This is a genomic window from Desulfurispirillum alkaliphilum (assembly GCF_055378285.1).
Genome location: NZ_AP042405.1, coordinates 1,934,420 through 1,948,007 on the forward strand (window position 1 = coordinate 1,934,420; position 13,588 = coordinate 1,948,007).

Sequence of the window (13,588 nt, forward strand, 5' to 3'; positions counted from 1 at the left end):
ATAAAAAAAGTGGTGGGGTTTTTCAGCAGCCTGTTAGAACTCCCTGAGGTCTTCGTCGTCCAGCGGATATATTTCATCGCGGCTGTTATTGCGCTGGCGCTGGGATACGGCCTTTCCCTTTTGCTCGGCAGGCTTTGCGGCGGAGGGCGCAAAAGCCGGAGCAAGCTGGCGGACAGGGTTTTTCCGGGTGCCACTGCTCTGGGCGCGGTGAGCTGAGGCACTCCCCATGGAGTAGCCGACGAACGCCGCAACTTCCGCGACGCTCTGCAGCATGGCTACGGCCTGAGCATTCAGTTGCTCGGCACCGGCGGCGGCTTCCTCGGAACTGGCAGCGTTCTGTTGGGTGACCTTGTCGATCTGGCTCATTGCAGTGGCAATCTGGTTCATGCCCTCGGACTGCTCTTTGACCGATACGGTTATTTCGCTGATGAGCTCAGAGGTTTTTTTGATCTGCTGGCGTATTTCGTCAAAAGCGGTGTTGGTTTCCTCCGCCATGTGATTGCCCTGGCGTATCTGGCTGATGGTGCGCTGGATGATCTCAGCAGTTTCACGGGCGGCATTGGCGCTGCGCTGGGCAAGGCTCTTTACCTCTTCGGCCACCACGGCGAATCCCAGACCGTGCTCGCCGGCACGGGCGGCTTCGACAGCAGCATTCAGGGCCAGCAGATTTGTCTGGAAGGCGATTTCGTCGATGGTCTTGATGATGTGAGATATGCGCTCCGATGAAGCACTGACCTCTTCCATGGATGCCATGAGCATCTGAATCTTTTCATAACCGAGATTCGCGGCACCGGTAGCCTGGTTTGCCAGCTGGTCAGCCTCGCGGATGTTTTCGGCGTTCTGATTGTTGATGGATGTAGCCTCTTCGGTGGTCGCGGTCACTTCCTCCACACTGTTCGCCTGCTCAGAGGCCCCTTCGGCCAGGGAGCTGGACGCCGAGGCGATCTGATCAGAAGCGCTGACAACCTGGTTGTTGGCATCGGATATGGCGCGAATGGCGTTGACGATTATGCGATTTGATGACTGAATAATGTAGCCCGCCAGGATCAAAGCCACCAGGATGACCGTCAGGACGACCAGCAGAATGAATCGCTCCAGGAAAAGCCCATGTTCAACGGCATCGCGAGCAGCGTTGTTGGTTACCACAATGTTATTGTCTACCATGGCCTGCATCGTGGCTCCCATGGCGTCGGAGAGGGGTACCATGCGCTGCACGGTGACACGATACTGCTCAAAGAGCTCCTGCTGCACCGCTGGAGTGCGCTGGGCAATCAGTTTTTCAATAATGGCATCCAGCTCGACATACACCGCTCGCCAGGCCTGATACTGCTGTTGAAGCTCAGTCCAGGCCCGGCGGCCCGCTTCGGACTGACGGGGCAGGTTGGCGACCGTCTGCCAGTTGGCATCAATATTCTTCCAGGATGCCTGCCTTTGCCGGAAGATGTCCTGGAATTGTCCCTGGGCCTGGAAATTGCGCTCATGCTGCATCACGTCAAGGGTTTGCGCGCGTATAACCATGCGCTCAGTATTCAGGTTGGCCAGGGCGATCATGCCGGGTATGCGCACTTCCCCAATATTCTGGGTGCGCATGGAGAGGTTGTCGATACCTCGGTATCCGCTTATGCCCACGATAATTATGCCCGCCATGAGAAGTGCTGTCAGCAGAATAATCCTCGTCCGCAATTTCATGGTGCTGCTTCCTGTTCGACTCATGTCAGGCCTCCTGGCAAGTGTATGTAGTGTTCCCGGTTTCGATGCATGGAATGCAATGTGATAGGCTTCACATATGAGCAATGTGGAATATGCCCATATTTATAGTGAATATCAAGGGAAATCAACCAGTAACATATAACGAACGTTTGCGCGTAGTGAAACGAGTGAAGCGGGGATGATGGAGGCGTGCCGTCAGGGGAAATAGGCAGGGTCGCGTACCAGAACCTCATGGGCAGCGCGCACATAGTGCGGATCGGAGAAAAACGGGTTTTCCTGTCGAAAGAGTGTAAGGAGTTCGTGGCGGGATGGAGTGTCGGGCAACTGATCACTCATGGCTGCAATGGCCACAATGCGAATCAGGCTGGTGTCGGTATTCAGGGGCGTCAGGTGCACCAGGACATGGATATTGCGTTCAGCATCCATGGTGAGAATTCGGCTGATTCCGTCAAGATCGTTGTCGCCGAGGGCGGCCAGGGCCGCTGAGCGCTCCGAAGGGTGCAGGGGGAAAATCCGCTCACGGGCAATCTTTGCCATGGACAGTGATGCGGAAATCGCTGACAGCCGGGCCTGCTCCCCATGGTGATGGTGGGTCGAACGCCACTGGTGTGCCTGTAATCCCTGGTAGGCGACAACTGCGACCATGCTCAGCAGCAGCATGACCCACAGCGCCACAACCACCATGAATCCCCTGTGCGTCTGCCTGCCGGTCATGGAGAGACCACCAGTCGTGCCTGGGGCGCGGCAGGCAGCGCGCTGCTCGTCAGCCGCACTTCCACACGTCCTGCGCCGTGATCCCGAAAGCGCAGGTCCTGCACGTTCGCCACCACCAGAAATGCCCTGGCATTTTGCCAGCAGTTGCTGAACATGTGCGAACTTCTGCAGAGATCCAGGAAAAGCCCATGGCCTTCTCCGTACTCGCGTACCTGCAGTCGTGCCCGATAATCAGCCAGGAAGTAGATCATGCCTCCGTAAGGGGTGAAAGAGGAGTCTTCAATGGAGAAGTGCAGCGCTTCCATGGCGGTCACCGTCGCAGCACATACACTACTGATGACAGCATTGCAGAATTCAGGGGCCACAAACTGCAGGCCGGGGTTCGTCAGGCTGGCGCTGTATTCCGGCGTTCCGGTGAAAGCGTAGTCGTGGGCGACGAGAGTGGCAGGGCTATCCAGGTGGAAGATGCGAAATCGCGCTTTCCCTTCGCTGGTGACTGTGCCATCAGAGAGTTGCGATCCGTCAACTCGGTCAAGTATACCCTGATAGGCGCTGTGAAGGAATTCCACCTCACTGCCGTCCGGGCTGATGACAAGACTGCCCGGTACAGCGCGCTCAAGCTGACGTGTCACAAAGTCCAGGGAGACGCGAATCTCTTCCAGTGCCTGCCGTGTCTGGCTGCCCACCTGATGGGACTGCGCCACCCAGGCGGAAAACCCCATGGTGATGGCACCCACAACTGAAAGCACCAGCAGGGTCAGCAGTACCTCAATGAGGGTCAGCCCCCGCTGGCAGCTCTTTTGTTCAACTGCTCCAGATATAGTACCGCCTCCTGGAACGCTGCCTCAGTCAACACCTCAAAGGTGAGAATCGGCTGCAGGTCATGTTGATCAAGTGCCTCCAGAATCGCGGAGAAATCAATGTTTCCCTGGCCGCAGGGCAGATGGTCATCCCCGACGCCGTGGTTGTCATGGAGATGCACCTCGAAGAGCTTTTCGGCAAAGGCCTCAATCCACTGCCCATGGCTGGTCTGTCCGAAAAGGCGACTGTGGCCCACATCAAGGCAGTATCCCAGACGCGGGTTATTTACCGCGCTGACCACATCCACCAGAGGGGCGGGGTCCGCTTCAAAGACGTTTTCCACGCTGATGGTCACCGAGGGGTTCAGTTGTTCCAGCAGGCGGTGCAGAATGTCGCATACATGGTGTTTCCAGTGGTGGTACATCTTGCCGTGGCCATACATCTCGCGGGTATAGCCCGTATGTACCACTATATTGGCAGGCACCACCAGATTGGCCACATCAGCCATCTGCAACAGACGCTCGTGGCTGACCTGCCGGATGCGCATATCCAGACCACCGGGGCTGAGGTCAAAGAATGGAGCATGAAACGTCAGAAATCCGCACCGTCGCTTCAGCGCCTTCAGACGCTGAGCCATAAAGGAAGCTGAATAGGCATCCATGGTATTGGCATCCATCAGGATTTCATAGCCATGGGCGGCGGTGTACTCATTCCCCTCCATGACGGCGGAGAGCAGACCACGGCACGTCAGAAAACACGAGTGTATATCCAGCACGATTCCTCCGATACAATGATTTCGACTTCAGGATACCACACCCATTTGACATGGCAACAGCATCAGGTGAGGGCTGAGCTGACCTGTGCCATCAGCAGCTTGCTGGAGCCGCTCTGCCCCTGCCAGTTCACCCGCTGGGTGACATCAAAGCCATCGAATTCCATGGAATAGTGAGCCTCTCCCTCTTCAAAAAGCCAGGCGAAACGGTTCAGGGCTTCCGTGGGGTTCTTGCGATAGGCGTCCTGGAACTCCTGGGCCTGTTTGGCTTTGGCGATCAGAGTCTGCAGCGAAGAGAGCTTGCGGAAGGAATTGGACAGATCTGGGTTCTCCCGAAGCAGCTTCTCAATGGCATCCTTGTCTGGATGCTCGCCCGAGACCCGGACATTGCCCGACGGATCTGTGGTGAGCTCAAAGGGCTGCGACATATCTATGCCGCCACGCAGGAAAAGTCCACGCATCTGCGTGGTCAGGGTATCGGAAAGTTCGGCAGCCTCCTGCCTGATATCGCTGATGGAGAGAGATTGTGGCAAAGGTGCCAGCTCGCGGCTGCCGCTCTGGCCATCGGCAAATATCGCCAGGCTCTTGGCCTCTTTGGATATGGTGACATTATCCTGTTGAGAAATTTTTTCCTTGGTGCCGGCAGCTTTCACGACGTCTGCCGCCGTTGCCGCGGAACGGTAAGTGCTTAACGCCGAAGAGATATGACTCTGATTACTGATCAGCATGGGCGCTCCTGGACTGCAAGATGACAACTCTACTTGCAAGTTTCCCGCCACCCGCTAAGCCCTTTCCAATTCAGGAGGGAAATTAAATCGTCGGGGATGGTAAAAAAAAGTTGACACCAGCCCCTCGGCTTGTTAGTATCCCGCCTCGTTGAGCGATTCAAGGTCTTGTAACAAGCCAATATGAATCTCCCTCATCACATTGCGTCCCGTTCGTCTAGCCCGGTCTAGGACACCGCCCTTTCACGGCGGCGACAGGGGTTCGAATCCCCTACGGGATGCCAATGGGTGGTTAGCTCAGCTGGGAGAGCATCGGCCTTACAAGCCGAGGGTCACAGGTTCGATCCCTGTACCACCCACCATTTTTCAGTGCGGGGGCGTAGTTAAGTCGGTTATAACGCCGGCCTGTCACGCCGGAGGCCGCGGGTTCGAGTCCCGTCGCTCCCGCCATTTTTTTTGTCTTTTTTCAGAAAAAAGGCCTGAGCGTGACCCGTTAGCTCAGTTGGTAGAGCATCTGACTTTTAATCAGAGGGTCGAAGGTTCGAATCCTTCACGGGTCACCATTTTTTTATTGGCCAGCGCCAAAACTGAGGGTTCAACTTCATCAAGGTGCAATAGCAAACGGTTAACCTGTTACTGAATCAGTGGCAGGTTTTTGTTTTTCCGGGAAGGAGGAGCATATGGGCATCAAGATTATCTCCGATAACCGATCCGCCCGTCACCACTTTGAAATCCTGGAGACACTGGAAACCGGAGTTGTCCTGAAGGGCTCGGAGGTCAAGAGCATCCGCCAGGGAAAAGTCAACCTCAAGGACGCCTACTGCCGCGTCGACCGAGGAGAGCTCTTTCTCTTTCAGTGCCATATCTCTCCCTATGAAGAGGCGGGGCCCATGGCGCCCGATCCCACCAGGGTGCGTAAACTGCTGGCCCATAAGATGGAAATCGACAAGCTGGCCGCCAAGGCCCAGCAGGGGGGGCTTGCCATTGTCCCCACAAAGATGTACTTTAAGAACGGTAAGGTAAAAGTGGAAGTGGCTCTTGGCAAGGGCAAGAAACTCCACGATAAACGAGAATCTCTGAAACAGAAGGATGCCCAGCGCGAAGCGCAGCAGGCCTTGAAAAACCACAGTTAGTTACTCCCAATAACTCTTAACACGCAGGCAGTTGAAAAATACTCAGGTGCAAGGCGCTCGCTAAGCAAGGAATGAAGCGTACTCCCCGTACGCTGCAGTGACGAGCGACCGCGAGCAACACCGCAGATGAGGGTTTTTCAGCTGCCTGCCAACACCTCAATCTGGGGGCGCACTGGTTTCGACGGGAACACAGAAGCAATTGACGCATGCCAGGGGGCTGGTGGCCCTGTAAAAACCAGCAAAACAACAAACGCCAACGACGAAAACGTTCTGGCTGCTGCGTAAGCAGCACTAACCCCCACGGGACCCGGCCTGCAGGGCCCCATGGTGGAAAATCGCAGGCTGTTGCTTTGACAGTGCTCTCCGGTCAAAGACGAGGATAACAGGAGAACTCGGCTTTCGGATACCGTGCCGCCTCGGGCTCCGGAAGGCTAAAGCAAACAAGCGGACAAGCATGTAGGGTTGGTTGTGGAAATGGTCTCGGACAGGGGTTCGACTCCCCTCGCCTCCACCATATTCATTATCCCAGAAAAAATACTCCATTTCCTCTGCATCGGGCCGCCGTTTATCCGGCCCGTTTGCCCGCCTGTTCGGTGCAGCCACCAGCAGGCTGCGCGAAGTCTGTTGACAGCGGAGTCGGTACAAACGCCAGCTGCCTGGTCTCTTCATCATTCTGCCTGATTTCAAAGAAAGCTACGCTGGTCTGTACGTCGGAAGCCAGCACGGCCAGTTGACTGGAGGAGCGCGAAACTTCTTCCGTTCCCTTTGCCGTCTGCTCAGAAGTTATGGCGATTGTCTGGATATCCTCGGTAATCTGCTCGGCGGTAACCGCCATCTCTTCCACAGAGGCAGCACTTTGATCAATAAGGTGCTGCAGGCTCTCCATCCCCCCAATAATTTCCGTAAATGCGCTGTCCACCTCCTGGGCGAGGGAATTGCCATTCTGCGCCCTGTCATTGACCTTGGTCATGGATTGGACGACCTGATGAACTCCCTGTTGCATGCCCATGACGATGGTCCTGATTTCACTGGTGGAAAGGGTGCTGCGCTCCGAGAGCTTGCGGATTTCATCGGCGACGACCGCGAAGCCGCGCCCGGCATCACCGGCCCTTGCCGCCTCTATGGCCGCGTTCAGGGCAAGCAGATTGGTTTGATCGGCAATGTCGTTAATCATGCGAATAACTTCCTGAACCCGGCCTGCTTTTTCCTCCAGGGAACGGGCACAGGCGGTAGCTTCATCCACGTGGCTGGCGATGGTGACCATTTCGGTGGCCGACAGTTTCACTTTCTCTTCGCCCTGCTTTGCCAGGCGTAAGGCCGCGAGTGTTTTTCCCTGTATATCAGCCATATTGCTGGAAATACTCGCCGACGTCTGAGACATTTCCAGCGAAGCACCCGCAATCTGCGAAGTGCGCTCAGTCTGCAGCGCCATGCCGGTGCTCATTTGCGTTGACGCGCTGCTCAGCTGCTCGCTTGCCGTTGCAACCTCGGTCGAGGCCATGTTGATCTGCCCCACGGTTGCGCACAGGCTGGTAACCATCCTGTTCAGTGAGTTGAGCAGCATCCCCACCTCGTCGCGCTTGCGGCTGGAGATGGTGCGGGTGAGATCTCCGCTGGCAACGGCGTGGGCAAATTGCACCGCCTGATTCAGGGGCAGTGTGATGGTGCGCGTGATAAGCCACCCGGACAGCATGCTCACCAGAATCGCCAGACCCAGAATCAGCATCGTGATCGCAACATTCATCCCATAGCGGTCATGCGCGCTCTGGTACTCCGCAAAGGCAATATCCAGCTGCGCATCCACCAGCTCCGAGAGCTTATTGGTCAGGGGTTCAATGACCTGATAGAGCTCGTGCCGGGCAAAAGCGGTCAAAGCCTGCTGGTTGCTTTCCTGCAGGATGCCCTTTAATTTCTGCACGCTCTCAGCGACAATGGGCTTCAGGGGGAGGACTTCCTGAAGGATCTCACGCTCGGCCTCGGTAAAATCGCGGCCGAGATACTCCGACCAGAACTCCTCGATCTGCTGCTCAGCCTCCTGCACCATGCGCAGGGCCGTAAACATGGTGATGTTGCCATTGCGGGCCTTGTGGGTGACGTTGACAATATTGAAGGCATACAGATCGGATATGTGTTTCAGGTCGCGCAGTGGCACCACACGGTCGTGATAGACTGTCTCCAGCCCATCCTGGGTCTGCCTGATACCGTGAAGGCCCACCAGTCCAACAGTGATTAAAAAAATCAGAAAACACAGGACAAGAAGAATCTGCTTTGAGACTATTCTCATTGCTCCCCCTCGAAAGATAGAATTCCCGGATGGCGATAGCCGCGCACCCCGGGAAGGTAACACCAATAAACTTCACCTGCTGTAAATTTTCCGTAAACTTTCCGAGCCAGGATATTGCGATATGTGCGGATTCCCAGCGCATTGGGGCTGAAATGGAGCCAGGTATTTTGTGGTTCTGTCAGCGTCAAACTTCTTGACACCCGCCCCGCTTCATCACAACATCAGATCCCATGCGAAAAGGATTCACCAGCGGAGCCGCCGCGGCCGCCGCAGCCAGGGCCCACGCCCGTTTCCAGATGGGCCATGGACCCGTCACCCACGTATCCATCACCCTCCCGGACAAAAGCACCATGGAGCTGCCGGTGGAGTGCCACCCCCATGGCGCCATGGTCATCAAGGACGCGGGCGATGATCCCGACGTCACCCATGGCGCGGCCTTCTGGGCGCAGGTGGCGCTGTGTGAACATGATCCGGTGATCCATATCGTCGGAGGTGAGGGCGTCGGCGTGGTCACCCGGCCCGGCCTGCAGGTTCCCGTGGGGGAAGCGGCCATCAACCCCGTTCCCCGCGCCATGATTGAAGCCAATGTGCGCGCCGAAATCGGCACCGACCGGGGCGCCACCGTGACCATCCGGGTGCCGGAAGGCAGACGCCTGGCAGCCCAGACCTTTAACCCGCGCCTGGGCATTGAAGGGGGCATCTCCATCATCGGCACCACGGGAATCGTGGAACCCATGAGCCTGCAGGCCCTGGTGGAAGCCATCCACTGCGAAATCGACGTACAGCTGGCCGAAGGCCATCCCATCACGCTGGTTCCCGGCAAGATCGGCGAGAAGCACCTGCAGGCACAGCGCCCCGCAGCACAGACTATCCTGGTCAGCAACGCCTTTGGCGAAGCCCTGGAGTACCTGCGCCACCGGGGCGTCAGGCAGCTGACCATTGCCGGACATCCCGGAAAACTGGCCAAACTGGCCATGGGCTTCTATAATACCCACTCCAGCGCCTCGCCCCAGGCTCAGGATTTCGTGGCCCACGTGCTGGGGTTGACCGGCACCTATAATACGGTGGAAGAGATCTGTCAGGCCCACCCTGAAGCATTTGATCCTCTGGCAACGCGGATTGCCGAGCAGGTTGAAAAGGACTGGGGGTTTGCGAGAGTAGAGGTGCTGCTGTTTGATATGCCGGGTGCACTGTTATCAGAAACAATTGGCGGATGCACTCCGTTTATCCGCCCTACATGAGTGTTCAAGCAGAGGTTGGATGTAACTATTCACACCCGACCTGCGATTTTCCGCATGAGCGCCAGCGTTCCGAGAGCGAGCCTGGATGGCGAGCGGCAGAGACTCGAACCATGGATGAAAGTGAGCGTCTCTGGGAGGAATGCTGGCGCGATTGCCAATGTACCGTGAATGATTACGGGTGGATAAGTGCAGCGCATCCACCACGAGCCTTTTCAGAAGCACCTCAAATCAAGCAGGCAATTGAAAAATGCTCAGGTGCAAGGCGCTCGCAGAGCGAGGAATGAGGCGTACATGGAGTACGCTGCAGTGACGAGCGACCGCGAGCAACGCCGCAGATGAGGGCTTTTCAGAAGCCTGAAGCCTGAAAGAGGATAACCGTGAATCAACCGCGTATAACCATCATCTCCATGGGCCCCGGCCATCCTGATCTGTTGACGGAGCGTGCCCGCCGCGCTCTGCAAGAGATTGACCTGGCCATCGGCGCACCGCGCCTGACCCAGGGGCTGGGGATTCCCACCCATGAGCCGGTGCCGCTGGTCAGTGGAACCATCGAACTTATCCGCAACCATCCGGGCCAGCACGTGGGCGTGCTGGTCAGTGGCGATGCCGGTTTCTATAGCCTCAGTCGCGCGGTGGTGAACGCTTTTGGCCGGGAGTCGGTTATGGTCATCCCCGGCATCAGCATTGTGCAGGCCGCCTTTGCCGCCATTGCCGAACCCTGGCAGGATGCGCGCTTCTTTTCCGCCCACGGGCGACAGGGGCTGGATGTGGCCGCAATCATGGCCAGCCAGCGCTTTCTGCTGCTCTGCGATACGGCTCACACGCCAGGCGCGCTTCTGGAACGCTTTCCAGAGCTGCGGGCCGATTTCGCCCTGTGGGTGATGGCCAACCTCAGCCTGGAGAACGAAATCATCGTTCCGGTGACCGCCGAAGCGCCTCTGCCCGAGGAATCCCTCAGCTGCCTGGTGGGAATCAGGAAAGGGAGTAGCTCTTCACGGCCATCCTGTGATTGTATGCCGGAGCAGCGAGCGGCAGAGACTTGAGCCACGGACGAAAGTAAGTGTCTCTGGGAGGAATACTGGCGCGAGTGCCAGTGCACCGTGAATGTTACGAAAGGAATACTATGACGACTGCTTCCACTCCCCACGTTTACTTCATCGGTGCTGGTCCCGGTGATCCCGAGCTGATCACCCTCAAGGGGATCAATGCCATCAAGCGCTGCCAGACCGTCATTTACGCCGGCAGCCTGGTGGCGCCGGAAATTCTGGAGCACTGCCTTCCCGGCGCCCATATCCACAACTCCGCTTCCATGAACCTGGAGGAAATTCTCGCCGTCATGGCGGCGGCCACCAGCCAGGGGCAGAGCGTGGCACGGCTGCACACGGGCGACCCTTCCATCTACGGCGCCATTCAGGAGCAGATGGCCGAGCTGGATAAGCTGGGAATCGCCTACACTGTCATTCCCGGCGTCACGGCGGTATTCGCCGCCGCTGCCGCGCTGCGCACCGAACTGACATCGCCGGAGCAGTCCCAGACGCTGGTCATCAGCCGCATTGCCGGTCGCACTCCGGTGCCGCAGGACGAAGCGGTGGCGCGCCTGGCTTCCCACGGCGGCACCTTCTGCTTCTACCTTTCGGTGGATCGCTTCGGCGACATCGCCCGCCAGTTTCTCGACCAGGGCTGGAGCCCCCAGACGCCCGTGGCCATGGTTTACCGCGCCAGCTGGCCCGATGAGCTGATCCGACGCGGAACCCTGGCCGACATGGCCGCACAGATAGCCGACAGCGGCGTCAACAAACACGCCGTCGTCATCATCGGCAAGCCCCTGGGAGCCATTGGCGCCTATTCAAAGCTCTACGACCAGGAGTTCAGCCATGGCACCCGCCCCTGAAGTGGCCGTCATCGCCGTGACCGAAGCAGGAGCACGGCTGGCGCAGCGGATTGCCACCGAGCTTGGCGCTGAGCTGCACCTGCCCCGCCCGCTGGCCGCAGGCTTTCACGCCGTACCCTATGACAGTCTCGGCGACCAGTTTGCGCGGCTCATGGACGGCACCCGGCGTGCCATCGTGGCCGTCATGGCCCAGGGCATCGTCACCCGCATGATCGCCCCCCACCTGCGCTCCAAATACACGGACCCCGCCGTGGTCACCTGCGACGAGGTGGGACGCTTTGCCATCAGCACCGCTTCCGGCCACGAAGGGGGAGCCAACCTGCTGGCCCACGCCGTGGCATCCGTCACCGGCGCCACCCCCGTCATTACCACCGCCACCGAAGCCAACCGCCGCCATGTGCTGGGCATTGGCTGTCGTCGGGGCACCCCGCAGGAAACCATCCTCCATGCCATCACCACCGGCTGTCAGCAGGCGGGAATAACTCTGGAGCAGCTGCGCCTGCTGGCCTCTGCCTGGGTGAAAAAGGACGAGGCCGGTCTGCTGGCCGCCGCCAGTTCCCTGGGGCTCTATTTGCGCTTTCTGCCCCAAAGCGCCTACCAGAATCCCTTGTTTCACTTTATTGCCCACGATGGGCCCATGCGCCATCTGGGCATCCCCGGTGTGGCCGAGCCCTCGGCCCTGCTGGCCGCCGCCAATCCACGGCTGCTGCTGCCCCGCACCGTCATTGATTCCGTTACCATCGCCATCGTCCAGGAGGAGTTCGACCATGTCTGAGGGAATACTTTTTGTGGCCGGCACCGGCCCCGGCACCAGCGACTACATGGCCCCCGCCGCCCGCGCGGCCATAGCCAGCGCCACCTATATCTGCGGCTACAAACCATACCTAGAACAGGTCTCCCACCTGATCCCTCCCGGAGCCCAGGTTTTCAGCAATGGCATGACCGGCGAAAAAGAGCGGGTGGAAAAGGCCATCGAAGCCATGGAACAGGGGAACCGCGTCGCCCTCGTCTGCGGCGGCGACGCCTCGCTCTACTCCCTGGCTTCCCTGGTCCATGAACTGGCCACCAACACCGATGCCATCGAAGTCATCCCCGGCATCACCGCCGCCCTGGCCGCTTCAGCACGCCTGGGCGCCCCCGTGGCCGACGACCTGGCCATCATCTCCATGTCCGACCTGCTCACCCCATGGGAGCTGATCCGCAAGCGCGTCGAAGCTGTCAACAGCGGCGACTTCGTGTGCGCCATCTACAACCCCCGCAGCAAAAAGCGCACCACCCAGCTGGCCCACACCGTGGAGCGCTTCATGGCAGAAAGGGGCGACCTGGCCTGCGGATACGTGCGCCACTGCTACCGGGAAGGAGAAAGCACCTGGACCGGCCACCTCAGTGCACTTGACCTGGAAGTCATCGACATGAGCACCGTCGTCATGGTGGGCAGCACGCGCACCCGGCTCAAAAACGGCAAGCTGGTGACCCCTCGCGGCTACACCGCCAAATACGGGGAGCGTCCATGATCCTCGTGCTGGGTGGAACCTCCACCACCCACCAGATCGTGGCGGAGCTGGGAAACCAGCCCCTGATCATCAGCGTCGCCACCGATTACGGCCAGCGCGAATTCAGCGCCCGCTATCCCGGCCGCGTCCTGCATACCCGCTTCAGCGCCGAAAGCCTGGCCCACTTCATCACCGGGCAGGACATCACCCGCATTATTGACACCACCCACCCCCACGCCCGGGAAATCAGCGCCATCGCTCGCACCGTGGCCGCACAGCAGTCCATCCCCTACGAAGACCGCATACGCCCCGTGGCCGAACTGGCAGCCCAACCGGGAATCATCACCTGCCAAAGCGCTGCAGAAGCCGCCACCTACCTGCTGGGCTCCCCGCATCAGCGCATCCTCTTCACCACCGGCAGCAACACCATTCCACACTTTGCCCCCCTGGCAACACGCGGCTACGCCCGCGTCCTGCCCTTTGAGGATTCCATCGCCAAATGCGTCGCCGCCGGCTTTGAACGCTCCCGCATCATCGCCCTGCAGGGGCCGTTCTCCACTGACTTTAACCTGGCCCTGTGCCGGGAATACCGCATCGACTGCCTGGTCACCAAAAACAGTGGGGCAGGCAGCGGATTTGACGAGAAGCGGGAAGCGTGCCTGGAACTGGGGATTGAAATGGTGGTGGTGGGGTAGGCTGTCAGCAGACTGCCGGAAAAGCAATGCTCTCTCGCAGAGCCGCTGAGGACGCGCGGAAGATGGACAGTCTGTCCCATTCCCTGGAGCCATTGCCTGGTCTGGCTGATAAGCGGTTCTGTGCCTTTA

The 13,588-nt window shown here is 58.8% G+C and carries 13 protein-coding genes, 4 tRNA genes and 1 other RNA gene; 12 read left to right on the forward strand and 6 right to left on the reverse strand.

Annotated elements, in window-relative coordinates; translation table 11 throughout:
• Positions 1 to 33: 33 nt before the first annotated feature.
• The 5 genes from ACZ46I_RS08655 to ACZ46I_RS08675 all read right to left on the reverse strand — a co-directional run bounded on the left by ACZ46I_RS08655 (position 34) and on the right by ACZ46I_RS08675 (position 4,725).
• Complete coding sequence (locus ACZ46I_RS08655; protein WP_464280535.1) at positions 34 to 1,713, reverse strand: methyl-accepting chemotaxis protein; 1,680 nt, start codon at positions 1,711 to 1,713, stop codon at positions 34 to 36.
• Positions 1,714 to 1,905: 192 nt separating this feature from the next.
• The gene (locus ACZ46I_RS08660) at positions 1,906 to 2,394 is read right to left on the reverse strand and encodes a hypothetical protein (protein ID WP_464280536.1); all 489 of its coding nucleotides are present in this window, start codon (positions 2,392 to 2,394) and stop codon (positions 1,906 to 1,908) included.
• Positions 2,395 to 2,420: 26 nt separating this feature from the next.
• Complete coding sequence (locus ACZ46I_RS08665) at positions 2,421 to 3,161, reverse strand: hypothetical protein (protein ID WP_264180134.1); 741 nt, start codon at positions 3,159 to 3,161, stop codon at positions 2,421 to 2,423.
• Between the two features lie 41 nt (positions 3,162 to 3,202).
• Positions 3,203 to 4,000, reverse strand: a complete 798-nt coding sequence (locus ACZ46I_RS08670) for a sugar phosphate isomerase/epimerase family protein (RefSeq protein ID WP_464280537.1) — start codon at positions 3,998 to 4,000, stop codon at positions 3,203 to 3,205.
• Between the two features lie 62 nt (positions 4,001 to 4,062).
• Positions 4,063 to 4,725: a hypothetical protein gene (locus ACZ46I_RS08675; RefSeq protein ID WP_464280538.1), complete on the reverse strand. Its 663-nt coding sequence runs from the start codon at positions 4,723 to 4,725 to the stop codon at positions 4,063 to 4,065.
• Between the two features lie 203 nt (positions 4,726 to 4,928).
• Here ACZ46I_RS08675 and ACZ46I_RS08680 point away from each other — a divergent pair.
• From ACZ46I_RS08680 to ssrA, 6 genes are all read left to right on the forward strand, one after another.
• Positions 4,929 to 5,006, forward strand: a tRNA-Glu gene (locus tag ACZ46I_RS08680).
• A 2-nt stretch (positions 5,007 to 5,008) separates the two neighbouring features.
• Positions 5,009 to 5,084: transfer RNA gene (locus ACZ46I_RS08685), tRNA-Val, on the forward strand.
• A gap of 11 nt (positions 5,085 to 5,095) precedes the next feature.
• Positions 5,096 to 5,172: transfer RNA gene (locus ACZ46I_RS08690), tRNA-Asp, on the forward strand.
• 37 nt (positions 5,173 to 5,209) lie between these two features.
• Positions 5,210 to 5,285: transfer RNA gene (locus tag ACZ46I_RS08695), tRNA-Lys, on the forward strand.
• A gap of 117 nt (positions 5,286 to 5,402) precedes the next feature.
• A complete protein-coding gene (gene smpB / locus ACZ46I_RS08700) occupies positions 5,403 to 5,855 on the forward strand; it encodes an SsrA-binding protein SmpB (RefSeq protein ID WP_226507733.1) in 453 nt (150 codons plus the stop codon).
• Between the two features lie 163 nt (positions 5,856 to 6,018).
• Positions 6,019 to 6,369: a transfer-messenger RNA gene (gene ssrA / locus ACZ46I_RS08705) on the forward strand.
• 51 nt (positions 6,370 to 6,420) lie between these two features.
• Here the strand turns inward: ssrA and ACZ46I_RS08710 are convergent.
• Complete coding sequence (locus tag ACZ46I_RS08710; protein WP_464280539.1) at positions 6,421 to 8,139, reverse strand: methyl-accepting chemotaxis protein; 1,719 nt, start codon at positions 8,137 to 8,139, stop codon at positions 6,421 to 6,423.
• 230 nt (positions 8,140 to 8,369) lie between these two features.
• Here ACZ46I_RS08710 and cbiD point away from each other — a divergent pair, with 230 nt between their 5' ends.
• From cbiD to cobK, 6 genes are all read left to right on the forward strand, one after another.
• Positions 8,370 to 9,380 (forward strand): cobalt-precorrin-5B (C(1))-methyltransferase CbiD, encoded by a 1,011-nt coding sequence (gene cbiD / locus ACZ46I_RS08715; RefSeq protein ID WP_464280540.1) that lies wholly within the window; start codon positions 8,370 to 8,372, stop codon positions 9,378 to 9,380.
• 377 nt (positions 9,381 to 9,757) lie between these two features.
• Positions 9,758 to 10,423, forward strand: a complete 666-nt coding sequence (gene cbiE, locus ACZ46I_RS08720; RefSeq protein ID WP_464280541.1) for a precorrin-6y C5,15-methyltransferase (decarboxylating) subunit CbiE — start codon at positions 9,758 to 9,760, stop codon at positions 10,421 to 10,423.
• An 80-nt stretch (positions 10,424 to 10,503) separates the two neighbouring features.
• A complete protein-coding gene (gene cobM, locus ACZ46I_RS08725) occupies positions 10,504 to 11,271 on the forward strand; it encodes a precorrin-4 C(11)-methyltransferase (protein ID WP_464280542.1) in 768 nt (255 codons plus the stop codon).
• On the forward strand, positions 11,255 to 12,046 hold the full coding sequence (locus tag ACZ46I_RS08730; RefSeq protein ID WP_464280543.1) for a cobalamin biosynthesis protein: 792 nt from the start codon (positions 11,255 to 11,257) through the stop codon (positions 12,044 to 12,046). The genes cobM and ACZ46I_RS08730 overlap by 17 nt, the downstream gene beginning before the upstream one ends.
• On the forward strand, positions 12,039 to 12,785 hold the full coding sequence (cobJ, locus tag ACZ46I_RS08735) for a precorrin-3B C(17)-methyltransferase (RefSeq protein WP_183733253.1): 747 nt from the start codon (positions 12,039 to 12,041) through the stop codon (positions 12,783 to 12,785). The genes ACZ46I_RS08730 and cobJ overlap by 8 nt, the downstream gene beginning before the upstream one ends.
• Positions 12,782 to 13,459 (forward strand): precorrin-6A reductase, encoded by a 678-nt coding sequence (gene cobK / locus ACZ46I_RS08740; RefSeq protein WP_226507713.1) that lies wholly within the window; start codon positions 12,782 to 12,784, stop codon positions 13,457 to 13,459. The genes cobJ and cobK overlap by 4 nt, the downstream gene beginning before the upstream one ends.
• Positions 13,460 to 13,588 lie beyond the last annotated feature (129 nt).